Source organism: Aquimarina algiphila, assembly GCF_947494415.1.
GTDB lineage: Bacteria > Bacteroidota > Bacteroidia > Flavobacteriales > Flavobacteriaceae > Aquimarina > Aquimarina algiphila.
Window position 1 is genome coordinate 227,733 of record NZ_CANLVC010000010.1, and the last position, 24,656, is coordinate 252,388.

25 protein-coding genes are annotated in these 24,656 nt (G+C 32.1%); 6 read left to right on the forward strand and 19 right to left on the reverse strand.

The window, feature by feature from the left end:
* The 7 genes from PQF96_RS24560 to PQF96_RS24590 all read right to left on the reverse strand — a co-directional run bounded on the left by PQF96_RS24560 (window position 1) and on the right by PQF96_RS24590 (window position 5,134).
* A complete protein-coding gene (locus PQF96_RS24560; protein ID WP_271769236.1) occupies window positions 1–1,323 on the reverse strand; it encodes a hypothetical protein in 1,323 nt (440 codons plus the stop codon).
* 186 nt (window positions 1,324–1,509) lie between these two features.
* Window positions 1,510–1,944 (reverse strand): hypothetical protein, encoded by a 435-nt coding sequence (locus PQF96_RS24565; protein ID WP_271769239.1) that lies wholly within the window; start codon window positions 1,942–1,944, stop codon window positions 1,510–1,512.
* Window positions 1,945–2,224: 280 nt separating this feature from the next.
* Window positions 2,225–2,803: an RNA polymerase sigma factor gene (locus PQF96_RS24570; RefSeq protein ID WP_271769241.1), complete on the reverse strand. Its 579-nt coding sequence runs from the start codon at window positions 2,801–2,803 to the stop codon at window positions 2,225–2,227.
* Window positions 2,804–2,874: 71 nt separating this feature from the next.
* The gene (locus PQF96_RS24575; protein WP_271769244.1) at window positions 2,875–3,288 is read right to left on the reverse strand and encodes a hypothetical protein; all 414 of its coding nucleotides are present in this window, start codon (window positions 3,286–3,288) and stop codon (window positions 2,875–2,877) included.
* Between the two features lie 180 nt (window positions 3,289–3,468).
* Window positions 3,469–3,765: a hypothetical protein gene (locus tag PQF96_RS24580; RefSeq protein WP_271769246.1), complete on the reverse strand. Its 297-nt coding sequence runs from the start codon at window positions 3,763–3,765 to the stop codon at window positions 3,469–3,471.
* A 48-nt stretch (window positions 3,766–3,813) separates the two neighbouring features.
* Window positions 3,814–4,143 (reverse strand): hypothetical protein, encoded by a 330-nt coding sequence (locus PQF96_RS24585; RefSeq protein WP_271769249.1) that lies wholly within the window; start codon window positions 4,141–4,143, stop codon window positions 3,814–3,816.
* 418 nt (window positions 4,144–4,561) lie between these two features.
* On the reverse strand, window positions 4,562–5,134 hold the full coding sequence (locus PQF96_RS24590; RefSeq protein ID WP_271769252.1) for a hypothetical protein: 573 nt from the start codon (window positions 5,132–5,134) through the stop codon (window positions 4,562–4,564).
* A gap of 428 nt (window positions 5,135–5,562) precedes the next feature.
* On the opposite strand from PQF96_RS24590, the gene PQF96_RS24595 reads away from it, so the two are divergent.
* Window positions 5,563–5,967: a helix-turn-helix transcriptional regulator gene (locus PQF96_RS24595; RefSeq protein WP_271769254.1), complete on the forward strand. Its 405-nt coding sequence runs from the start codon at window positions 5,563–5,565 to the stop codon at window positions 5,965–5,967.
* Here the strand turns inward: PQF96_RS24595 and PQF96_RS24600 are convergent.
* The 12 genes from PQF96_RS24600 to PQF96_RS24655 all read right to left on the reverse strand — a co-directional run bounded on the left by PQF96_RS24600 (window position 5,964) and on the right by PQF96_RS24655 (window position 20,393).
* Window positions 5,964–6,203 carry a hypothetical protein gene (locus PQF96_RS24600; protein WP_271769256.1) on the reverse strand — a complete coding sequence of 80 codons (240 nt, stop codon included), beginning with the start codon at window positions 6,201–6,203 and terminating at the stop codon, window positions 5,964–5,966. The genes PQF96_RS24595 and PQF96_RS24600 overlap by 4 nt on opposite strands.
* Window positions 6,200–6,958 carry a hypothetical protein gene (locus tag PQF96_RS24605; protein WP_271769258.1) on the reverse strand — a complete coding sequence of 253 codons (759 nt, stop codon included), beginning with the start codon at window positions 6,956–6,958 and terminating at the stop codon, window positions 6,200–6,202. Before PQF96_RS24605 ends, PQF96_RS24600 begins: the two co-directional genes overlap by 4 nt.
* Before the next feature lie 10 nt (window positions 6,959–6,968).
* The gene (locus PQF96_RS24610; RefSeq protein ID WP_271769261.1) at window positions 6,969–7,148 is read right to left on the reverse strand and encodes a hypothetical protein; all 180 of its coding nucleotides are present in this window, start codon (window positions 7,146–7,148) and stop codon (window positions 6,969–6,971) included.
* Window positions 7,149–8,299: 1,151 nt separating this feature from the next.
* On the reverse strand, window positions 8,300–8,992 hold the full coding sequence (locus PQF96_RS24615) for a M48 family metallopeptidase (RefSeq protein WP_271769263.1): 693 nt from the start codon (window positions 8,990–8,992) through the stop codon (window positions 8,300–8,302).
* On the reverse strand, window positions 8,976–12,230 hold the full coding sequence (locus PQF96_RS24620) for a type I restriction endonuclease subunit R (protein WP_271769264.1): 3,255 nt from the start codon (window positions 12,228–12,230) through the stop codon (window positions 8,976–8,978). The genes PQF96_RS24615 and PQF96_RS24620 overlap by 17 nt, the downstream gene beginning before the upstream one ends.
* Before the next feature lie 3 nt (window positions 12,231–12,233).
* Window positions 12,234–14,078, reverse strand: coding sequence for a DUF262 domain-containing protein (locus PQF96_RS24625; protein ID WP_271769267.1), 1,845 nt, complete (start codon window positions 14,076–14,078; stop codon window positions 12,234–12,236).
* Window position 14,079: 1 nt separating this feature from the next.
* Window positions 14,080–15,003: a hypothetical protein gene (locus tag PQF96_RS24630; protein WP_271769270.1), complete on the reverse strand. Its 924-nt coding sequence runs from the start codon at window positions 15,001–15,003 to the stop codon at window positions 14,080–14,082.
* Window positions 15,004–15,013: 10 nt separating this feature from the next.
* The gene (locus PQF96_RS24635) at window positions 15,014–16,273 is read right to left on the reverse strand and encodes a restriction endonuclease subunit S (protein WP_271769273.1); all 1,260 of its coding nucleotides are present in this window, start codon (window positions 16,271–16,273) and stop codon (window positions 15,014–15,016) included.
* Window positions 16,274–16,592: 319 nt separating this feature from the next.
* Window positions 16,593–18,884 (reverse strand): type I restriction-modification system subunit M, encoded by a 2,292-nt coding sequence (locus PQF96_RS24640; protein WP_271769276.1) that lies wholly within the window; start codon window positions 18,882–18,884, stop codon window positions 16,593–16,595.
* Between the two features lie 31 nt (window positions 18,885–18,915).
* Window positions 18,916–19,869: a HipA domain-containing protein gene (locus tag PQF96_RS24645; RefSeq protein ID WP_271769278.1), complete on the reverse strand. Its 954-nt coding sequence runs from the start codon at window positions 19,867–19,869 to the stop codon at window positions 18,916–18,918.
* On the reverse strand, window positions 19,862–20,179 hold the full coding sequence (locus PQF96_RS24650) for a HipA N-terminal domain-containing protein (protein ID WP_271769281.1): 318 nt from the start codon (window positions 20,177–20,179) through the stop codon (window positions 19,862–19,864). Before PQF96_RS24650 ends, PQF96_RS24645 begins: the two co-directional genes overlap by 8 nt.
* Window positions 20,151–20,393 carry a helix-turn-helix domain-containing protein gene (locus tag PQF96_RS24655; protein WP_271769283.1) on the reverse strand — a complete coding sequence of 81 codons (243 nt, stop codon included), beginning with the start codon at window positions 20,391–20,393 and terminating at the stop codon, window positions 20,151–20,153. Before PQF96_RS24655 ends, PQF96_RS24650 begins: the two co-directional genes overlap by 29 nt.
* Window positions 20,394–21,418: 1,025 nt before the next feature.
* Here PQF96_RS24655 and PQF96_RS24660 point away from each other — a divergent pair.
* From PQF96_RS24660 to tnpC, 5 genes are read left to right on the forward strand one after another with little or no spacing between them, the layout of a single operon-like run.
* Window positions 21,419–21,853: a BfmA/BtgA family mobilization protein gene (locus PQF96_RS24660; protein WP_271769286.1), complete on the forward strand. Its 435-nt coding sequence runs from the start codon at window positions 21,419–21,421 to the stop codon at window positions 21,851–21,853.
* Window positions 21,854–21,858: 5 nt separating this feature from the next.
* On the forward strand, window positions 21,859–22,398 hold the full coding sequence (locus tag PQF96_RS24665; RefSeq protein WP_271769289.1) for a hypothetical protein: 540 nt from the start codon (window positions 21,859–21,861) through the stop codon (window positions 22,396–22,398).
* A 16-nt stretch (window positions 22,399–22,414) separates the two neighbouring features.
* Window positions 22,415–22,747, forward strand: a complete 333-nt coding sequence (gene tnpA / locus PQF96_RS24670) for an IS66 family insertion sequence element accessory protein TnpA (protein ID WP_271769292.1) — start codon at window positions 22,415–22,417, stop codon at window positions 22,745–22,747.
* Window positions 22,747–23,109, forward strand: a complete 363-nt coding sequence (tnpB, locus tag PQF96_RS24675) for an IS66 family insertion sequence element accessory protein TnpB (protein ID WP_271769295.1) — start codon at window positions 22,747–22,749, stop codon at window positions 23,107–23,109. Before tnpA ends, tnpB begins: the two co-directional genes overlap by 1 nt.
* Window positions 23,102–24,655 (forward strand): IS66 family transposase, encoded by a 1,554-nt coding sequence (gene tnpC / locus PQF96_RS24680; protein WP_271769297.1) that lies wholly within the window; start codon window positions 23,102–23,104, stop codon window positions 24,653–24,655. The genes tnpB and tnpC overlap by 8 nt, the downstream gene beginning before the upstream one ends.
* Window position 24,656: the final 1 nt, after the last annotated feature.

Genomic DNA, 24,656 nt, shown 5'->3' on the forward strand with positions numbered 1-24,656 from the left:
TTATTGCTTAACAGGTATTATAGTGTTTAGTTTAGTTTTAAGTTCGATGTTTTGTTGTTTGTTACTTTCTTCTTTTACTGAAGCCAACCATTTTTGATATTCATCTGGTGGCATTTCCTGATGCCCTAGTTTATCGACCATATTGTATTGAGCAATCATATTTTTGTACAATTGAATTGCCCTTGGGTGTTGTTTTATTTCCTCAAAGTTTTCTTTTCCAATACCTAATCTATCCAAAGCATATTTGACCTTGATAGTGGCGTAATTTGATTTTATCAGATATGCTTGAACGTTGGAAGGATTGAGTTCCAAAGCTTGAGTGAGTATTTCATTAACAAACTCGTCATACCCATATTTACGAATGTATCCCAAAGCCAAATTCATATAAAGATGAGATTGTAGTTGTGGCTTAGAAAGGGGGTGCATATATACCTTATTCTGGAGAGCTTCGGCTTTCACATATCCCGATTGAAGTATAAAGGCATCTGTAGTGAGCATTCCATTGGTAAGTTCAACGTTGTACCACTTCCACTTTTCATCGTCTTGAAATTTTATGTAAGAGTGATTGGGTGAAAGTGCTAGGTTAGCTTCAGCTCCGATTTCTTCTGCCAATATTAAATATAGTTGTGGTAATGAGTTACATTGACCTTTTCCAGTTTCAAGTAACTTTTTCACAAACATCTTGCTCCAATCATCCTTACCCATATAGTCTTCAAAATCATAAGTTAAGGGGAGGTGTTTAAGATTTTTAGATTTTATCTTGAGAGTATCTGAGAAAAATTGGAAAAGCAGAAAATTCTTTGCTAAGTTACTTTTAGAATCATAACCTAATTCGTTCATTTTTTCTCTTAGAAAATCTCCTGTTTGTTTGATAGTATTTTCAAACTCATCGTAGTTCTCTGTTTCCTCATAAAATGCATTTTCAATTGCAAATATTGCTTTCTTTACAGAAAAGTCAGCGCTAGACATATTTCGAAGCTTCTCAAACGCATTGCGGTAATAATTAGCCCCTTTTTCATTGCCATAGGAAGGTAAACTATAGGTTTCTGGAAAAGAGTGTATTGCCTCATTAATTAATGCTTGTGCTTGTTGTTCCCTCACTTGTTGTTCTTTTATTCTTTTGTCAACTTCTTCAATTAAAAGTTGATTTCTCACATTTTGATTTGTGGTGTTTAATGGAGAAATAGCGGGGTTACCATAGTTATTCTTAGAATAATTGTTAAACTGGCTTGTATTTGGTGTTTTAGGCATCAAATCAGGAAGTACTTGAGCATTCAAAAAGGGAAATACTCCAAGTAGTAAAAAGGAGAATATTTTTTTCAATTTGATATTGGTTTTAAGTTTTACAAACATAGTTTTATAATCATTAGTAACCTAAAAGTGTATGGGGGTGTTTTCCCCTATATTGCTGACTTTTCGATAAGTAGATTGATATTGTCGATAAAGAACTCATACGTTTCATTTTAACCATTTATTAATTACAAATTGGTTGTGTTTTTTATATATCATTTAACATTCTATTTTATGTAAATATTCAAGAATCAGAAAGCGGTTTGTTTTAGGATTTCTTTTTCTTAACTTATTTCTTTTCAGAAATTCAAATATGGGAATTTCCATACTTGTATCCTTGAAAGATTTAAGGACATTTTTCTTTGTAAACTTTTTTGGATTACTGCAATAAGCAGTTTTGAAATAATAATTATTTCTAAAGACAGATAATAAGGTAACTGGATAAGAGGTGATAAAAATTCTTAGGTTGTAAGTGTAATCAGTTAAAAGATAAAAAGAACCATCAAAAGGTATATCATGGGGGTTATCCCACGAAAATAATATAGCATCAATTATTTTGGGTTCGGGATCTTTAACCACATTAAACAATCGTTCTGTTTTATAAAGAATATCAAATATTTCTGGATTTGTAAGTCCTGATAGTTCTTTGACCATTTTTTTAATTATTCTTCTTTCTTTTATACTATTCACACTATCTTCTTATTATAAGTATCACAATAGGAATCAACTATCGTTTAATTGAATTTTAAAGGTTCAAATTCTGATGTGATATTGAGTTGTTTGTGTAGCTTTTTAAGTTCAAAGTTTTTTTTGTTAACGAAATCTTGTAAGTCTTTTTCTCTTCTTTTTCTTCTTTTTTTTAATAATAATGCGAAAACAAAACCTATGAGGAAACCTACTAGATAACAAATAATTAGAGTCATAATTTATTTTATTAAATTAATGGAGCTGTTAGTTCCAAAAAAACAGGATCTTTTTGCAAGCTAACTTGCAATTCATTTTTTGATTTATGTTTCTTCTTTCTAACGTAGCCTTGAGTGTAGCCTGTAATTTTTGAAATTTCCTTAGAACTTTTTCCTTCTAGTGAGAGAAGTATTAATTCTCTTTTTGACTCACTTAATTTTAAAAAGTACTTGTCATAAATTTTACGTGATAAGTCTTTTTCTATGTTTGGTTGATCAGAAAAATAAGCTTCATCAATTTTGTATTCCAAAAGAACGTTATCATATATTACTTTGTTTTTTTTTCTTAAGCGATTTCTCCATAGATTTTTACAAATCCCAAAGAAATAGGCTTCCAAAGAACCATTGAAATGTAACAGATTGAGAATTGATTTTCGATATATAATAATCATTGCATCTTGGAAGATATCCCTTACATCTTCTTCATTACCATAATGGGCTTTAATATATCTACTCGCAAAAGAAAGGTTCTCTTGATAAAAAGAATTGATGATGAATGAATCTCCGGAAATGATTCCTTCTATTATTTGATTGTCTCTTTGGCTTTTCATAATATTTAGCTAGGTTGTGTTTTTTTTATAAATATTCCTCTGGATTCTTTGATGACCTTGAAAAATCCGTTTTAATTCTTTTCTTTTAGTAAAGCACTATTCCCAAATAATCCCTCCTTTTCCAGTTTGGTAAGCTTAGAAAATTCTTCTTTAGAGATTGCTTTATAACCATTTGGGCATAGCTTCTTAAATTGTTCATAAACAAGTGCGCCTTTTTTCTTTTCAATAGTCTCTATGCTAATTTTTAACTCTTTTAAGCGGTCTTCGGAATTATTGTCTTGAAACATTAAACCAGTAGCGATTTGGATTGCTTTTTCTTTATTTGGATGAATACCAAAAACTCGATCACCAGAGTAGGTGATTCCATTAAAACGAAACATCTCGGTGTACTCATTTGAGGATTGGTTTTGAGCTGTTTGTGATTGAATAGAGATGGTTGTGAAAAGAAATAGGAATAAAATTGTTAGTGTCGTTTTAGTATTCATATCGATTTATGGTTTAATTAGTTTTTATTTGTTCTTTGATGAGTTTACAAAGACATCAAGATGTTTGCTCAAAACTATGGGGCTACATAGAAAAAACACTTGGCATAAAATTCAAAATGTTGGAATTTTTACTGTGTTTAATTTTAAAGCAAACACTCGACATCTTTGTTCTACACAAACTCAAAACCCACTCTTAACTCTTAATTTTTTTAAGCTTTTTCTTGATAAAATTGACCTGATGTTTTTTAAAATATTCAGTGGATTAAACCTTTGAAAAACACTTTTATCAGATTCAATAAATAGTATATTCGATTTTTCAAAAACTCCTAATGAAAGCAACTTTTCAAGTAGTTCATCTGCTAATTCTTTAGAGATTTCTATTGGAGTATTCATATCAACAATGGTGTCTATTGTTTTTAAAATAGATAACTTTTCTTTTTTGCTCAGTTTGTCATAAATATCATTGGCAAGAGCCATATAGATTGAAGTTATTTTTAATACTAGATTTCAAAACAAGATATGTGGTTAATGTATTTCCTTAGTTAATTCTCTTATTTTTTTGGTGCTATTAAGAGATAACTTTTTATATGCTGATACTTGAGTATTGCGATATAATTTTGTTGGGTAAAATCCGAATCTAAAGTATACAACGTCTTCTTGGTACACGAAGTTCCGGCTAGTGACATCATAGTCAATAGGAGCGTTTAAATCTCTCATATTTTTTAAAATGCGATACAATTTATTTTTTGAGATTCCCAACCTCGAAGCCAATTCTACTGGTGTTCCCGTAGCCTGCAAACGAATAAGTTGATCTATTCGATTTATAAGTTCAACTCGTTTAATGAATGCACTCATAATTATTTAGATTATTGGTTTATAAAATCTTGATAATTTGTGAGAAAGTTGATTATGCTGTTCTCCATTTTTGCCATTATTATTGATTGATCTTTTAAGTAATTCATTTATAATTTTTGAATTGAGATTTCCATAATATTTGCGATTAAAGGATTGAAATGTGGTAATGCCGATTTTTTCATTTTTTGGGTTTTTGGAGTAATTGATATAATGCAAATAATCTTATGAGTTAGAAGATATCAGGGTACTGAATCGCTTACGGGGGGCATACTTTGAAAACTGTTAATACAGAATGGTAGGGCTTCATTGAATGACATAAATTGGGAGTGTCACAATAAAGGTTTCATAGTATACATTAAGAGAAAAGTACCCTTAATATCTTCTTGCTTGGGGTAACTAAACCACAAACTCAACTTAGCTATGACGATGGTAATAGTGTTTCATTTAGCATGATTTTAGGGTTTAGATAATTTTTAAATTTTGATAAGAATGTCGATTCATTGTCATCGGGATCGATCTTATTTCTTGACTTCTCAGTTACATTTGTATTCCACTTCTTACTAGTTATATTTTGCTTTATCAACTCAAGCACTAACTTTATGATGGTACTATGGGTACGGAGTTTAGATTCAACTAAGACATCTATATTTTTTTGAATTGATGCCTTTTGCTTTTCATTTAGATTGATGTAAATAGGTTGTGAGTTTAATTCAGTCATTATCCTTTGACGATTTCGGGCTGTAATTAGTTCTTCACGAGTTGAGGAAATATAGGAGGAGTTAAAAATTATGAGCATTCGTTTTTCGTGAATTACTTTTATAGCATCATCTATAGATTTTCCCTCTTTAAAAAGGTTTATTGACCATTCATAAATCGTAGTTTCATACTTTTCTCCGTTAGCCAAGTTTTGCATAAAATCGTTAACATTCATCTTGATTGAATCAATAATGGATGAGATAAATTTGTTTTTATCAAGTTCAGAATTTTTCATAATCTTTTCTTTTTTTGGGGATTATTACTGATTTTTTTTTGAAGCCTAAGTTGATGAACCTTTAGCCAATCTTTAGCAGAGATCTTTTAAAAATTCTTCGAGCGCTTTAATAATAGAATTGTCTAATTTTCGATTATACTTTACAAATTTTTGTATTGTCCCTCTTTGAATATCGACTTTCCGTTCTAATGCTGTTACGTTTAATATGTCAGCATATGTAATAAGCCAATTCTCTATTTTTTTTCTTCCTTTTGGTCTCAAAATTTTCCTTCATTTTTAATTTTGTGTGGATATTTCCACAGATTATTTTGTCAGTTTTTCTATAAGTATGGATATACTTTATATCTTTGTTTATCACATTCAAATATAATAAAATTATAGCTTATTAATAAGCAAAAACTTTATTTTTTTAAGCTAAAACCCTATAAATGAAGAAAAAAATCAAAGAAATAATGGATTACTATGGTTTGAATCAGAAAGAATTTGCTGAAAAGATCAAAGTTGTCCCTCAAACGATAAGTGACATCTTAAAAGACAAGAGGAATGCGGGTGATAAAGTTACACAAGGAATACTTGAAGCATTTGATGAAATTAATCCGCTTTGGCTTCTTAAAGATGTTGGTGAAATGCTTTTAGATGGAGAGAAGATGGCAGAACTAAATAGAAAGAAAATTGACAAAGAACTTCATTTTGGAAGCTTAGAGGAATTAGCTCTTTTTTGTTCTAATAATGAGGATGAGCTTATGAAATTAAAAACTTTTTCAAACATTATTGATAAACATGCAGCATATCAAGTTTTGAAAATGGTAAAAGGTATGGGAGGTCGTGATTAGGAAGCTACGTTCAGATAAACATTGTTTACAATAAAAATTTTGAATTCCGAAATAGAGCTAAACTTTATCTTTACAACATGACTAAGTTCATCAACTATTTGATCAATCTCTTTTTGTTGCTTTTTTAGACATTCTTCAATATCCTTATCTATCTCTTTCCGGAGTTTCCTATTAACAAAGGATAAACCAGTTGCATCTTTTTTTAGGATTTCTTTTCCTTCCTCGTACTTCATCATTTTTTGGATAATTTTTCTATTTCCCCTAAGTAATCACTGATATATTCTTGACGATCTTGTTTACTGATGTATTTTCTTTTTATGTCAAAAGTTATATAACTTAATAAGTTTTGTGTTTTTACAACAAGATCTATTTGCGATAATTTATACATATATCTTCCTGTGAAGTAGGCTACTAAAGTACCAAGAATTGAAAACAATAGTAATAGTAAAATGTATGCCCAATCAGGGATATCGGGAGACGGATAAAAGACCCATATTACATAAAACAATCCTGTGATTAAACCAACAATACTGAAAGACAATGTTACTTTTCTGAAAAACAAATCTTCTTCTTTAAAAAACAAAAGTAGGAGATAAACCCCTAAAGCAGTAGCAACAATAGGCATACCTAAATGTCCAAAAAAGATTTTTACACTTCTAAAACCAAAAACCTTATCTTCATTCGATATTGATTTATACTCTTTTTTCAATACCTCTGATTCTTTTGATAAATTAAGAATCAGAGGTATTTGAGTTTTTATTTTAGAGAGAAGCTCTCCTTCAGTTATTTTATTTTCATTGTATTGTGCAAATAAAAGTTTTATTTTTTTGTCGGATTCTATTCTTGCATCATCGACTTCAATATAAGCTTTTTGGGCTTTTATTGCAGACTCACTTTTCTTTGGAAAGAAAACCCCTAAAAAGGCAACAATAAACACTCCAATGATTATCACAGAAATAGCAATAATTCTAGTTGTTTGAATCCATTTCAAACTTTTATTTTTAATCTCTTGTTCCGACAGTTTCAGCATCTTCTTTATCTATTGCAGATATATTAAAAGATGAATCAATATTTTCAGTTTCCTGTTTAGGTTCAATTTCATTTTCAACGGATTCCGTTTCACAACTTGATAATACAAATATTGAAATTAAAACTACTAATACATAATAAACGTTTTTCATGACTAAAATTTTTAAGGTTATTCCGCTTAAAGATAAAATTTAGTCCTAGTTTACTATTGTGTTTTGAAAACAATTTGATTCAAATTCAATTATAGCTTATTAAACTTTATTTGAAGGGTAAAATTAACACATAAAATCGAAAGAAAATTACGGTTTTACCGCATTTTTTTAAGCAATTGCTTATTGATAAAACAATAGCTTACGGATTTCCGTAAAATCTTTCTGAGCCATTAAATGCACTATGGTTGCGCGATTACAGAGGAATGTAAATTTGTGCTGTTTAGCACAGATTGGTTAAATTCAAGTGTTTTTTTGGATAGTTTTATAAAATAAAAAGCGTCAGAAAAACGGAGTTTTCCCCTAATAAGGTTTTCTTTAAATCTGTTAAAGAAATCTAAATATTTATCTTTTATAGTGTTGTCTTAATTCCAGTAAATTAAAAAAACAAATTATTAATTATTGGAGCAGACTATGAAATTTGAGTTTTATACATTACTAGCATCAAATGCTATTAATTGTTACTAAATGTTTGTGTTTGCAGGTTTGAAGTTTAGTTTTAGTATAGGTTGGAGTACTGACTTTGGTCGTACATTATAGTTTAAAACCCTGCTCTGATTTAGAGCAGGGTTTTTAAGCAGGGTTTTGTAGCTAAATGTTGTTATATGTCTGCTCTAATATTGTTAAGATATTAGCAAACAATAGGTTACGCAGTACGTGATTCAGTCTCATAACCCGAAGGTCACAGGTTCGAGTCCTGTTCCCGCTACTAGTAAAATCAAGCCTTCACAGAAATGTGAGGGCTTTTTTTATATCTTGGGTACAACATAGGTACAACAAATTGCATTTTTTTATTGCACTCATTTAATTTGTGGTTATTTAGTCATTAATAATTGATGTGAAAGAGGAAAGTATCCAAATAGTCATATTTCTAGATTTTAAATGACCAATAAATCATAAAATAAAATAGTAAAATAATGAGATAATTACCGTAAAGAGGTGTCTTTCTCTAAAATTTACTTTTATAGTGGATATTTCAGATTATATAAAGCAACTACAATCGTTTGAAGAATACTCGTTTTCTTGGGATGAACTTGTAACAGCCTGCTATAAAACCGATACTGCTTTAAAACCAGGACTTTTCAATTTTGATATTATAAATCCATTCCAGCACCGTGTACTTTTAACCAAGATTTACGCTGATGATAATCTGGCATTATTTTATCAAGTTCGAACCAAAAAGATTCTGAATGATTTGGATGAATCAAATGAGTTAATTCGTGGGCAATTATATAATCAATTATTGTTAAGGGTGTCATTATAGATTTCCAATGAAAATTGACGTTTCTTTTTTCTGTGCAAGAGCCCCATCTATTTTGAAGTTCCATAATTTTAACCTCATTTGGCTCTACATTTAGTAACTTTTTCCAATATTCTACACGTTCCTGTATTTTGTTTTTACCTTTTTCCTTATAGAAGTTTACAAAATGTTCTTTTGCTTTATGTAGGTCTTTTTTTCTCAATAGGAATTGACCATTTCTAAGCTTTAAGGGAACATCTTGTTTGTCTACAATCTCTAATTTGTAAGTTCTTCCTAAATAATAAAAACCTTCTCCGCTTACAAATTCTCTGTAAACTTTACTCGTATTAGCATCTTCCCATTCTGCAAGATGACTGTAAATTTTATATCGTTTATTTTCAAGAATATTTTCTATTTCCGAATGAGACAATTGATTTGGCACTAAGACAGAAATACTTCCATCACGCTCAATGTAAATGCTGGAAGTTTTTCGATTACTCTTTTTAAGAGCATATTCTATGTCTTTGTATTTATACGTTGTCGTCATTTAATAAATTATGATGTCTTTTTTTGGCTAATGCTAATATTTCAGAAACGATTTTATTGGTTTTATCTATTACTGGGTCTAAATTTAATTCGCCAGCAATTACAAGAATTATATCTTCTATCTTCCCTCTTAATTTTTCAACCTCATCTTTCTTTTTCCAAAATCTTGCAATTTTAATTTCCTTTTTGAGTAGCGGAAGTATTTGAGTTATTACTGGTTTTAGCTGATGCATCACTTCGTCTGAAGCTTCTTTTCCATAGGCAATGTAAATTATCAAATCATAAAATGGGGCTTCTTCAACAGTAATACCGTCAATAGAACCTTCTTTCCTTCCTGCTTCTATATCTGATCTCAAATCGATTAACCCTTCAAGAATAGCATCCCAATCTTCCCAATGGGATTGAATGATAGAATCGAGTTTCTCGCTCATTGTTTTGTAAAAAACAGGATCATCTGCGAGATTAACTTTAATGTGTTTACGAGTGGCGTGCTCCATCTCACTTGCCTTAGCTTTGGCTGTTTTATTCTTGTCTAGTTTTTCAATAAAGTTAGATGAAAATAATTCTGTCGGTGGAATTTTTGGGTTAATCCCTAAGCTAATCAAATGCTCGTTAACCAATCTCTTTATCTTATTACCTGCTCCAGCAATATCTAAAGTATCATCCTTGTAGCGCTCTTTAATTTTGATTAAGAGATAGCCAAATCGCTTTGCAGGAATTTTATAGGGTGTTGCTGCTTCATTAGGAAGTATAACATCCATGCTTTCTTGAAAAGCTTTTAGAAAAGTCGTAAAGTTTGCTCTCAATTTAATGTCTTCCATTATATCAATTGCAGCGTCTAAGATATTATATTCTTCAAGTTTGTCTTTAATTTTTTGATTTAAAAAATCTTCAAAATAAACAACTTTGTTGTCTTTGAATAATTGAAGTAAGCGCCTATATCTGCTTTCAAGGATTGGGACTTCTGTTTCAATATCTTTCATTCCCTGCATCACCTCGTCAAAAGCATCTCCTCCATAAATAGATAGTGCGTCTTTAAGGTTATTAGCTAAACCAATATAATCGACAATATAACCTCTGTTTTTATCTGGATATACACGATTAACTCTAGCTATAGCTTGTAACAGTGTATGCTCTTTAAGTTTCTTATCCAAATACATTATTTGTTCAATTGGCGCGTCAAAACCAGTAAGTAACATATCGCAAACCACTATGAAGGCTATACCTGTATTAGGCTCTTCATAGTTGATTTTCTTTTTAAAATTTTCAATTGCATTTAAGGATTTAGCCTCTTTTCTAACTTGGGTAATTTCTGCCAGCTCATTGGTGTCATCACTAGAAACAATTACTACCGATTTTAAGAATTTTAGTTTTCTTAAAAGTTTAGGTTCGTAATCATTGTCTATTTCTTTTTCCTTAATTATTTCTTCAAGAGCTAGATCGATATATTTTTTATAGCGCACTGCTGCTAGTTTTGAAGAGCAAACCACTTGCGCTTTGAAGTCATTAGGAAGAATATTTGTGACGTAATGGTCAACCATATCACGTGCAATTAACTTAATACGTTCTTCTGCCTCAAGGATATCACCATAAGTTCCGTATTTTTTTTTGATAGCCAACAATTCTTCTTCTGTTCGCTCTTTAAAAAGATCTTCAAATTTTTTATCAAATACCGCTTTTTCGTTTAAGGCAGTGTCTGCGGTTTTCCCCTCGTAAAGAATTTGAACAGTTGCACCATCGTCAACCGCATTTTGTAGCTTATATTTATCTATATAATCACCAAAACGATCTACGGTTTTTGTTTTATGCCTGTCGGTAATTAGAGGTGTTCCTGTAAACGCAATTTTTGTTGAATTTGGAAACGCAGCAAACATGTTATCTCCTAAGTCTGAATTAACCGTCCTATGGCTTTCGTCTTGAAGAATTAAAATCCTATCTGAAGTGTTTACGATACCGAAATTTTTATATTCTGGGATTGGTTCTGCAACCTTATCAAGAAGATAATTAGGTGTTTGAGTAGTATCTCTTTCTTGAAACTTCTGTAGCATTACCATCGTAATATTAGAATTTTCAGTAGATAACTTTGGTTTTAAGTTACCAATCTTTGACACATAATCTATTTTTTCTCCTGTATAACGTGCTGTATCACCAAGTTGTTCTTCGAGGTCTGTTCTGTCATTAACTATTATAATTTTATAGTCGCTTAAAGCGGAAACGGTTCTTATTTTCCGAATCAAAAAAACCATAGTTAAGGACTTACCTGAACCTTGCGTATGCCAAATAACACCCGAACGTTCTATCGGTGTTTCTCCTTTTAATAATCTATCTTTAATTTTTTGTACTGCTCTAAACTGCTGATAACGACTTACTATTTTTATTTCTTTTCCTTCGCTCACTTCCATAAAAAGCGTGAAGTTTTGAAGCAAATCAAGCAAGTTTTCCTTAGATAACATTCCCTGAATCAATTGCTCTTGTCTACGTTCTTTTCCTAAAGGTGGTTGATACGTTTTTAAAGCTTCTGGATAGATATCTTTCCAATTTAAAAAGTATTGGTCTGTTGAAGTGATGGTTCCATAGGTAGCGTCATCACCATAGCTGGCAATACACAATTGGTTAAAATGGAAGAGACGTTCTTCACCTTCTTTTAGTCCAGCTTCGTGCGTTTCTATTCGTTGGTTGCTGTAACGTCTTAACTGTTTGTAGGCTTCAGTTAAAGGATTGGCGGTATATTCGTTTTGATCTTTACATTCGACCACTACTAAAGGCAGTCCGTTAATAAACAGAACTATGTCTGGAATAATAAAACCTTTCGGTGTTCCCGGTGTGTCAATTCTAAACTGATTGATAGCAATGAAACTATTATTATTAGGATTTTTAAAATCTATAAACTGAACGGTTGGATACTCTTCTCCTGTAACTTCATTTACATCAACATTTGTACCTTTAATAAGTAATTCAAAGACTGCTTTATTAACCTCCAGTAAATTTTTTGTTGGATGTTGTGTGATTTCAGTAAAGATACCTTCTAACTGACTGTCTGTAAGCCATCGTTTACCATTAGAGGTATTGATAGCTTTTACACTCCTTAAAAAATGCTCTTTTAAAACAACTTCTCTAAAAGAACTACGGAAGCTTGTTGTCGGGTCTTTTGGTATTCCTTGACCTAAATCTATACTTTCCCATCCCAATTGTTCTAATTGCGTTAAAAAAGGTTTTTCTACAAAGTGGTACTCAGACATAGATTATTCTTTTATTTTACATAGTTCTTCAATCTGCTGATGTAATAATTTTGTGCGTGCAACAATGAATCCATCAAAGTCATCATTTTTCAATAGTTCTACCATATCAGTTGAAATGAATTGAGATTCCATAATCTCAAGAAATTCATCATACTTTTTTGAATCTTTATATTCTTTTTCAAATTCAGTAATGTAAACACTTGGTAATTTTGAACCTATACGTTTGTTGTTTGTTTCTTTAGTAATTAATGCAACATTTGCTATATTATTAATGATATCATCGTACTTATGATTCTCATATTGTTTAGCGATTTCTTTCCCTAATGCTGAGCGCTTAGGAAAAATATGATGTTCTTCAAGTTTGTTCTCATTAATAACATCTTTTAATGGTGTAAAACCATTATAAAAATCTTTAACATTTTTAGATTTTAATAACAATAACATCCCTCTATACATTTGCTGGCTTCTATTAGAATAGTGGGCGTCAATCAACTTTATATTACTTGTAGTTGTACTTTGTAAGTAATCGAAACTTCTAGTGTTTTCATTAATCATCTTTTCAAGCTTCTCATTCAAAGAAGTTTTTGTTTCAATTAATAAATCAAAGTCCTTTGCAATACGTTCACTTTGAGCTCCTGGATAGCGATTTTTAAGCAACGTATTCCAGAAATAGGTCTTCAAAAATTCATTCTGTTTTAATTCTCTGGAATCAAAGTGAGAAATTGCACCAGCTAAAAACTTTAATAAAGGATTGTATCTTCTAAGCTCTGTAACTTCGATGTTGAAGTTTTGATCCATAAATTGAACTAATGTGGCGAATTTATCGTGAAGCAATTTTGTATTTTCCATCAACTGATTGGTATTCAGTTTTAGAATTTCACTTCCTTTAAATTTTTTGTTCAAAATAATCATTGATAATTGAAGCATATCACTATCATCTACAGGAAGATTTACCATATCTAAATCTATAGCATCAAGGTTTTGGAAATAATCATTTTTAACGTTGCCTTTATATTTGATGATTTTGTAATACGAGCGTAAATCAAAATAGCCTTCATCAAACTTGCGATAGGTTTTGGCTACCATAATATCAAAAATTGATAGCTTAGTATTTTTTGTGTTTATACGCTCAAATACCTCAAGAACTTGTTCTAAACTTCCTTTTTGCTCTATGTCATAAACCTTTCTCGAAAGGATAGTTGTCTCAAGAACTTTTAACTTTTTGTTATAGTCGTTTTTAAAACGAAGCATTTTAATTTCTTCCTTTTCTTTAGTGATATCAAACCATTTTTCTACAATTGTATCATCAAAAGAATAGGCGTGTTTTATTTTTACAAATCGAGAACCAAATTTCCCGTAAAGAACTTCATCGGTATACTCTTTCAACATAAAAGGCTCTTTGGGATTCTCAGGGTTATCAATCTTTTCATCATCAAAAATCCACTTCAATTCTGCATCATCACCTTGGTATTCAGAGTCCCAAAAGAGTGAGACCTTTTCTTTCTTTTTACTATTATTACCCTTAAAAATTGCTTTGTCAGTGAAAGCTAAAGTTAAGGCTGTAGTACGTTGTTGTCCATCGAGTAAATAAGTAACATCTTCAGGTTTGTTTTGTGGGATTTTAATGTCTTTTACTCGAGCTCCTACAGCTCTTCTTGCCAATTCATCTCCACCTTTCCAAACAAGTATTGAACTAATAGTATAATTGCGGTATAAGCTATCAATAAGTAACCTCACTTGGTTTTTATCCCATACAAATGGTCGCTGAAATTCAGGTAACCAAATTTCTTCTTTATAGGATAGCTCAATTAGTTTTTTAATATCTATCTCTGTATTCGTAATATTCATTCTACTTATTCAATTCTAAAAATGTTATAATCTCTTTTCTTACTTTTTCTAAGCTATTTATATGACCTTCAACTTCACCAAAATGGGATTGAGTAATTCCTTCCATATCAATCCAAGCAGAATTGACCTCGTTAGCCATATCTGCAATTTCAATAGCATCTGCGTTTAACGGAATGTGCTGTTTACTTAACTCAATAAGTGGGATGATAAATAATTCAATTAGTTTTGGTCTAATTACTATTTGATTTTCATCTAATAGTTCAGGACTATTTAAAACAGTTTGATTTAACCTAAAGAAATCTCTAGCAAAATGATTATCTCCAAAGTTGATATTCAATCCACCTGCTGCTGGTTGTATATCAATTGCTCTTTTATTACATATTTCGTGTAGCATTCTATACATTAACTTTCTGTATAAGTAGAATCTTTTTTCTAATGTAACGTATCTAGAGTTATAAGTCCTTACGGAATCCCTAAAAGAATGTCGAAAATCGTTTAAAGAGTATAGTGCTGCAAAAAGGCTATTTACCTTTCCTATACCATCTTCTTTCTTAAATCCGATAGCTTCATAAATATGTTTAACATCTATAAACTTTAGAAAATCAACTTGTACATCTGGATTAAATTCTAAGCTGAAATTTTGCTCTTCCTTGTATTTGTTGAATCCTTTTAATTGACTGTCTATGGCTAGGTTTAACTGCCCTAAGTTATTTTCAAAAAGTTTAACTTCTGATTTAATAAGTTCCTTCTGATCTTTGTCTTTGTCCTTTTTATCTCTTTTATAACCTCTTTCACCTAAATGATACGCTAACCATAAACTTAAAAGCGTTAAGACCAAAGAAAGAATATCAAACCAATTTTGAGAAAAAGACCAAAAACCGGTTATTTCTTCTGCTTCCTGAACTATTAAATTAAAATCAAACATCTATATTTTTTTAAACTTTTACTTCTACCTTACCCGTTAATAAATCTTGCATTAAGCCTTTTTTCATAGATTGGTGTTTTGTTAGGTTTTTTCGTTCTTGATTTATTAATTTTTCTATTTGAGATAACCTCAAAATTATCGCTTTTTGTTCATCAGGGCTTGGTAATGGAAAACCAAACCTAAATAGATCTGAGCTTGGAAGATTCGCTATAGTTCCTTTTCTAATGAATTGCTCTACTTGCTTTTTAGCATTACTTGTATTCATAAAATACTTTACAAAGTATGGGTCTACATTGTCTTTGAAACTATATTTTACAGTATAAGCACTAGGTATATACTCAAAATCTTGTTTTTTAAAAACAGCTGTTAAACCACAATCAGCAGTAGTTACTATAACTACATCTCCTTCTTTTAAGGAATGTGTATTGACCTTACTTTCAGGAAGTTTAGCTATAGGACATTGTGAATATAAAATTTCTCCATCTTTAGAAAAATCTGTCCCTCGGATGGTTTTTACATTTCCATTTTTTGAGTAATCATTAGCATTAAATCTAGGGCCGTAAATGTTTTTGATACTATACTTTCCTAGAAATGTATCTTCCCAATCTTTTGGAATCATCCCCAACTCACTTTCTGTATATAATTCTGGTGCATCATTAAAACTTGGACGTAGTTGTCCTGTTTTTAAATCAATACCACGTGTAAATAAATCGTGCATCATTCCTTTTTTGATGGCTTGGTATTTGGTAATAGCGTCTTCTGTTTTTTCTATAACCGCATCAATGGTGTTGAGTATTTTTGCTATTTTTTGTTGGTGGTTAGGCTTAGGAATTTTGAATTTTAATTGTTCTATTTCCTTTTTTGATATTTCAATGAAAGTTGTTCCTTCTCCCTTATTTATAAATTTTTGAACATTGAATTTGAAATTATAGTAATGAAATAGAGGAACTTCATTTTTTTTTAAAATAATACTTTTACATCCTTGATTAGTAGAGTACTCATTATCTACAACTGCGAAATAGCCAATAGGTGCTCTCGAAGACATTACAATACTATTCTCAGGGATAAGAACAGCAGAAGAATTATTTAATCCTTTACTTGTAATCATCCTTTGGCTTTTGGATATTTTATAAGAATTTAGTTTGCTCATATCACTTGGTGTAATCCACGTGATATCTCCATTCCAAAAAACAGAAACAGACGAAGATGGTGTTCCTCCTGATAGAACACTTGCAAATTCAATTACAGTTTTTTCTTCCCAATTATTCATATCCCAACTCCGTTAAAAATTTATTTAATTGTTTAGCATCGGCATCTCTACTTTTTAGAATAGACTTTATAGTTAAATCATACTTGGAATTTAGATTTTGAACTTTAAGGATATATTGATTAATAAAAGCTTTTACATAGCCCTTATATTGCGATTGTAAAATGCTTAGCCAACGTTCCAATATTAATTCTTTAGCTTCTTCTTCCGTAATTTGAGCTCGAGCTGCATCTACTAACTCATCTTTTTTAGCTTCGGCTGCTTTGATACTGGCTTTTAAATCTCTAAGTTCTTTCGCTAACCCACTATGTTTTTCTAATTGCTAGTCAATTTCTACTTTTTTCTGTTCAGCCTTTTTTAATTGTTTGCTTTCTAGATGCTCAATTTTTTGTTTAATACTTGCTATCTCCTTAACATCTACCGACTCGCTTTTTCCTAATATTTTAAGTGCTGCCTTTAGTTCTTTAAGTTCTTTTTTAAAGGTTCTAATGTTAGTGTTTTGCGTTTTTAGCTTCGTCTTTAAACTTTTTACGGTCTCTTTAGACAAAATGCCTGTATCGTCTTCATCCTCATAATCTTCATCATCTGCCGCACTGAATAAGCTTTCTAATTCTCCAATACGTGTTTTATCGTTTTCAATTTGCTCTAAAACTTCAGGAAATTGACTATGTAAAATATCCTTTTCAGGAATTAATTCGGGTCCCCAGCCACTAGCGGCAACACTTTTAAAATCAAATTTTAATTCATCCCAAAATTGTGCAAACGCTCCACGTATTTCGTGTTCATCTAAGGCATTAAAATGGTTTAAATCTTCAATAATAGCAGGCATTACTTTCTTACGAAGTAACGCTGGGTTTTTAGTTTCAGGTAAGTTCTCAAAATCTGTATGGTACTTATCCCACCAATCGTTTATGTGCGTTTCATATTCGGCGTATTTTTGCTTCACATTATCGCTAGCTTCTATAATGTCTTTAATGACATCTTTACTATTTACAGATTTCGCGAAAGCTAAGAATTCCTTGTCGCTTATTTCAAATAAGGTTTTGTTTAAACCAAACAATGCTTCAGATTGTTCGTTGAGCGCTTCTACTTCCTCACAAGGTATACCGCCATTTAAATGCGCTTTTACGTTTTGAGGTTCAGGTTCTGGCGAATTATCTACATACCTACGAATGTTAAGATTGTAATCTTCGTCTTTTATTTCACTTATAGGAACACGACGACTGTATTTAGGTATTTCTGCTTTAGCGTTGTAGGTATTGGTGATTTTTTCAATATCCTCTGGTCGTAATTTATTTTGATTCTTCCCTTCTTTATATTCTGCATCAGCATTGATGAAGAGAATTTCTTTTCGGTCTTTTGCTCCTTTTTTATTAAAAACCATAATGCAAGCAGGGATTCCTGTACCGTAAAATAAACCAGATGGTAAACCAATTATTGCTTCTAGTATTCCTCTACTAATAAACTTTGCTCTGCATTCTTTTTCATCTCCAGAACGGAAGAGTACACCGTGAGGCATAACCACAGCCATTTTACCTTTGTTCTTCAACACACTAGCCATATGTTGCACAAACATAAAGTCGGCTTTTTTACCTCCTTCTGGCATAAAGGTGTGGAAACGTTCAGGATGTTTCATTTCCTTTTTTGAGTAGTTTTGAGAAAACGGTGGATTGGCGATTACCCTATCGAAGGTCATTAATTTACCATCTTCAATATGTTCAGGACTTTTAATGGTATCCTCATTACGTATATCTGCATTACGAATTCCGTGAAGAATCATGTTCATTTTACAAATTGCCCAAGTGGTTCCACTGTCCTCTTGTCCAAAAATGGAAAGGTCACGAGGGTTTCCTCCATTTTCTGCGATAAAGTCTTTTGCTTGAATGAGCATACCACCTGAACCAACTGCGGGATCATAAATGCTCATACCTTGTTTTGGCGCAAGGATTCTGGTCATTAAATTAACCACCTCAAAAGGTGTATAGAATTCCCCACCTTTTTTACCAGCACTATCCGCAAAATACTTTATCAAGAATTCGTAGGCAGCACCTAATAAATCTGGGAATTCAAAATCTTCATCTTTTAAAGGAATATCATTAAACTTTTCTATGAACGACACCCATTTGGCATCATCGATGGTTTTTTTTCCAACTTTACGGTTGTAGTTGATGTTTTTAAGTACGTCTTCAAAAACCTCTGGCTTTGCGTCTTCAATTGCGTGCAATGCTTTGTTTAAGCCAGAACCAACACTTTTTTTTAAGTGAAGAATACCTTTGAAATCTCGGTTGTCTTCGTCCGTATCTTTGGCTAATTGGTCTTTTTCGTCATCTGTAAGCGTCCATCTTGCAATAGGTGGCACATAAAAATCGTATTTAGAAGGGTTTGAAAGCTGACGCTTGATAAGGTCAGCTCGCATATTGCTTTTTTCGTATTCGACTTTAAGTTTTTTCCGCTCTTCGGTAAATTTATCGTTGGCACGTTTTAAAAAGAGCATCCCAAAAATGAACTCTTTATATTCAGAAGCGTCCATTTTACCTCGTAGTTCATCACAGGCTTTAAGTAAAAGTGATTCTAACCTTGGCAATGTTAGTTTATGTTTTTTTTCGAAGGTCATTTAGTTTTTGTGAAATATTGTTGTTCTTTGGTTAGATTAATGGTAGCGCCAATTGAGCTGTTTTTTTATTTATTAGTTCTTTAAATTTCTCTTTTCGTTCTTGTGAAAGAAAGCTGTGGTCAATCAATCCTGACCATTCCTGCATTCCTTTTTCAATCCGTTTCCAAAGATTTTCAATTGCTTTTTCTGGTATGTGTGCTTTTAACATGGCTTCGTTAAAATCACCTCGCTTTAGTTTTCGTTTTTTTCCATTTAGATTTAGTGCTAAATCTTCTAGATCGTCTGGCAATAATAATTGTGCAGCGACCATATCATAAGCAGGTGTGAGTTCGTATGCATTGGGCTCTTTTGCAATAAGCGAAAAGTTCTTTAAGTGCATATCATTATTTCCTATTAAGAAAGACACTATCACTTGTTCATAAAAATGAACAACATCCTTTATAGGGTTTTTAGAGTAGGCGATGATGCCTTTGGCAATTTGTTCATACGATCCTCTGTACTTATGCTCCGTTAGTCGCTCATTAAATTGACACGCATCTTCCATGGCGAACTTTTCACCTTGTGCATTACGATCTATGCGTCTCGTTATGTAAGCTAACTCTCCACCTTTTAAAGGCAGTAATAAAAAAGGAACGGTTTCAATACCACAAGCTTGGGTCATTAGCATACACAAGGCTTCTAGTTCTGGCATTTGTGGATAAGCAGAATAAGGTGGTTTTAAAATATATCTCCCGTTTAATGCCCCAACTATGGTTAAGCGTTCTTCAGTAGCAATTTTTGTAAAGCCCATTGACAATTTAGGCTGCACACCTGTTACTATAATACGCTGTGCAACGTTTTCTTCAGCAAGCTCATTTATTTGTGATACGTCATAGTCTAATTGAAATACAGGTGTATCACTTTCCCAGAAACGAGCAAGACAGGCAGGGTGATACTGATGATCCCCTGATGCTAATGGTTTATGACAGGCTAAGCAACTACTCATTTTCTATAATACTTATGTTACCTATGCAATCTCGACAGGTGGTTAGTAGTAATCCCATACGATCTCTCGGATTAAGTTTCCAGTTTTTTTGTGCAATATCTAGCAACCATCCTTCTGGAATTAGTCCATCGAAAAAAGGAAATAAATTATCTGATATAAAAGGTGCTTCCTGTAGCGGAAATGTTAATGATACAGGGGTAGCATTTTTCAATGACAAATATGCTTTATCATATTGAAAAAGATAACCTTCGTCATTTTCAATAAGCATTCCTGCTTTTTGTTTATGCACCCAAATTTCTCCTTGTCTCATCGCTTATAGGTGTTGGTGTTAATGTATGGCCAAAAAATAGCAATACTTGATTTACTTTATCGGTCATTAAATTTGGTTTTCCCTGTTCAAGGTCGCGTACAAAGCGAAGTCCAACGCCAGTCAAGTCAGATAACTCTGTCTGTGTCATTTTACTTGCCTTTCTGTTTGTTCTAACAAAATCAGCTATAGCATTATGTCGATTCCAATCTTTCATATTTATACCCATATGGGTGCAAGATATTAAAATTTACATAAAATATACCTTTTTGGGTATATTATTTTGTTTGAAATGTAAATTATACCCGATTTAGCATACTATTAGATTCTATTGCTCATTATTTTTGCTGTTCATTGTTACTGAACACTATAAAAATATGAACATAATAGAATGACTAATCGGCTCATAACACCAAATTTGTGTGGTAATTGCTAACCGTTACACCACATTCCTCTTCATTTCGCGAAAAACTTCATTCCGAGAAAAGCGGTTCACTACGGCAATCTTGAACACAGTCGCAGAAAAAGCGACAGCGTTCGCCAAGCAAAAAGATTACGACAACCTATTTCTTCACAAAGTTTAAAATTCTGTCCGAGACGAACTGCATAACCGTTCGCTCACTCACTTTTATAAGTTCTTACTCGCTCACAATTTTAGTGTCGGTTACCGAAAAGGTAACGGCGATGGCGCTATGGGAAGTAAGTGAATAAAACTGAATTGAATCGCAATCTGTATCATTTTGCTACAAATAAATGAGGTATTAGTCAGGATACATAGAATTCAATATCAAAAGAAAAGGAAAACGCTCAAGATATAATAAGTATGTGAATAAATGCCATTGTGGCAACTAACTGAAACCAATTGACACCATATATTATTGGCTTAGGTTTTGACGTAACATCCTTATAATCAGAATAAAAAAAACATCAACGCTTCAAGCTATTTTATAAGAATAGAATAAAAGTGTGGTACATTTTTCTTAAAAAATAGAGATGTCAGTATTTAAGTTGAAAGGCTTTTTAGCTTTAGATATAAAGTACTGCAAACCTGAAATAAAATGGAAGGGTTGTATAGCAAGAGGGTAACACGCTAGCGCGATGTTACGAAACTCAGTTTTTTCAAAGCGCCAGTAAAATCAGTACTTGACAGCGATTGATTGTTTTTAAGATTAGTATTTTAGCATCGTTTTTTCAGAAAAAAACGTGGCAGCCTAATAAAAACAACAAATTTTTTCAGAAAAAATGGATAAAGGATTTAAAAAAGAGCGATTTGAGAAGCTAGGGATTAAGGCTTCGGTAGCAGACAGGTTTCGGAAATTTTGCAAGAAAATGTCTAAATCACAATCGATGACATTACTTATGATGCTTGATTTTTTTGAGGAAAATGGTATTTCCCCAGCAGAGTCTATGGGACCAAATATGGAAACATTAGAAAAGCGAATTTCTCTTCTCATCAAAAAGCGAATGAATGGAATGATTTCCATAATGAAAGATATTGAAAAGAACCAAACCAAACCGACTGTTGCAATGTTGCAATCTCTTTTTGAACAAGCAGAGCCTAAAGATGAAAGACCGCTTATGATTGAAAAAAAAAGATTGGTTTTTGAAGAAGAGAACCCAGGCAAAACATTTTCAGATAATTCTCGAGTAAGCGCAATTGAAAAGTCTAAAAGTTAAAACCGATGGAAAAGGTAAATTACATCTCGCACCTTAATACTGTCTTGGAAAGATTCTATAATGATGAGCGTATTAAGCAAGGGCATATCACCTTGTATCTGGCATTCTTTCAGTTATGGAATCGAAAGTTTTTCAAAAAGACCTTAACCATTAATCGTGAGCTAATAATGGAACGGGCAAAAATGAAATCAAAAACGACTTATCATAATCATTTGCGAGATTTAGATGCTTGGGGATATCTTACCTATTATCCATCATATCATCCATCAAGGGGTTCTAAAATTAAGATGACCAGAGCTTGTCCCAAAAGTGGTACAAGCGATAGTACACTGAAAGTCCAAAATTTGGACAACTGCGTTCCAGAACCCAGCCAAAAATTGGTATCTTCTAATAAACATAAAACAAAAGAAAACTTAAATAAACAGTCTAAGGTTATTTTTAATGAAAGTGAAGTCACTTTATTTTTCAAGAAAAATAATTGGCCAAAGATTGAAGCCCTAAAAGTAAGCGTTCGGCAAACTACATATTGTTTGGCTTCTTATTAGGTTTTAGTTTTGTGCTATGCAAAAAGAAGACACAAGGAGAAAACAAGAGATGTACACCATTCTAAGAAAATGGAAAAAGAGTAGTCTAAGTTTAAGAGACTATGGTGAAAAACAAGGCATCACTTATGGGATCATGAAATATTGGTATAGAAAGTATAGAGCTGAATATCCAGATTCTAAGAAAAGTATATCTAAGAAAGAAACAGCATTCATTCCGGTAGAAGTTTCCACACCAGTATCGATTTCTAAGATTGTACCTATTGAGATTCATTATCCCAATGGCGTTTTTTTACAATGTCCTTCTGATCTTTGTAAAAAAGAATTAAAAAATCTGATCAACCTTTTCTAATGTTTGGACTCACAACTACCCATACATTTCATTTGTATAGTAAACCCACCGATATGCGAAAAGGATTTAACGGACTTTGTGGAGTGATACAGAATCATCTTTCTAGATCTCCAACGAATGGATCTGTGTACATTTTTATCAATAAAACCCGTGATAAAGTAAAATTACTCCATTGGAGTGGCAGTAGTTTTATGCTTTATTATAAACGCTTAGAATCTGGTACTTTTGAGATTCCATATTATGATGCTGAAGTGGAAAGTATCTCATTATCATATTCACAATTAGTATTGCTCATAGATGGTATTTCTATTACCAATATCAATAAGAGAAAACGTTATAAATCTCTAGCTAAAAATGCTTGATTTTGTTGCGAAACTTATGGGTTTTAGGTATCTTTATTATGTGGGAATAATACCTGATACACCTTTGCTAGATCAACAATCTTTATTGCAAGAATCCTATGATATTCTTGTAAAGGAGCATCAAAAACTACAATTTGATTATCAGTATTTACAGCAACAATTATCCGAACTTAAACATCTGATTTTTGGTAGTAAAAGTGAACGTTATATTCCTTTAGAAAATGGACAGTTAGATTTATTTGTAGCTCAATCAGATGTTTGTTCAATTAATAATTCTGAATCTATTGAAATTAGCTACAAAAGAGAGAAACAAGTACAGGAGAAACAACAAGCAGTTCGTCAGGTACTTCCCTCTCATTTGCCAAGAATAGAAGAAATCATAGAGCCCGATAATATACTAGCAGGAGCTACAAAGATAGGAGAGGAAGTTACGGAGATATTAGAATATAATCCCTCTACTATTTTTGTTAGGAGAATCATACGTCCTAAATACATTTTGACTGAACAAGAAAACATCGTAGTTGCTCCATTACCATCACTTCCTATTCCCAAAGGAAATGCAGGAGCTGGATTATTAGCTCATATCATGGTTAGTAAATTTGTACATCACCTACCTTTTTACAGACAACAACAAATATTTAAGAGTCAAGACTTAGCTATTAGCAGAGGTACTCTTTGTAATTGGTTTAATGCGACCACTAGATTATTAGAACCCTTATATGACACCTTACAAAAGGAACTTTTACAAAGTAACTATCTTCAGGTAGATGAATCCCCTATCGGAGTTCAGGATACTGCTAAAAAAGGAAAACTTCATATGGGATATCATTGGGTACATCATGCTCCTATAGAAGGCTTAGTATTATTTAAGTATGATCCAAGTCGATCAAGAAAAGTTCCAGAAGAAATCTTACAGGACTATAACGGAACCATTCAAACCGATGGATATTCAGGATATATAAATCTTACTACTAAAGGAAGTATTACGCTATTGGCCTGTATGGCACACGCAAGAAGGTATTTTGAAAAAGCACTGGATAATGATGCATCCAGAGCCAGTTATGTATTGGAACAAATTCAACGGTTGTATGCCATGGAACGAAAAACCAGAGAGCGGGAAAGTAACTTTACACTCATAAAACGTTATCGAGAGTTGTACGCAATCCCTGTTTTGAATAGATTAGAAATTTGGCTAAAAGAACAAGTTTTGCAAGTACTTCCTAAAAGCGCCATCGGTAAAGCTATTGGCTATACACTAAAATTATGGGATAAACTGAAAAGGTATACCACTAATGGTTGTTACATGATTGATAATAACCTTGTAGAAAATACTATCAGACCATTGGCGTTGGGCAGAAAGAATTATTTATTTTCTGGATCTCACAAAGCGGCACAAAAAGGTGCCATTTTATATTCTTTTTTTGCCAGTTGTAAAATCAATGCTATTGACCCTTATATCTGGCTTAAAGATGTGCTTGAAAACATCCAGGAATATAAAGTGAATCAATTACAAGAGCTGCTACCTAACAATTGGAGAATATCATAAA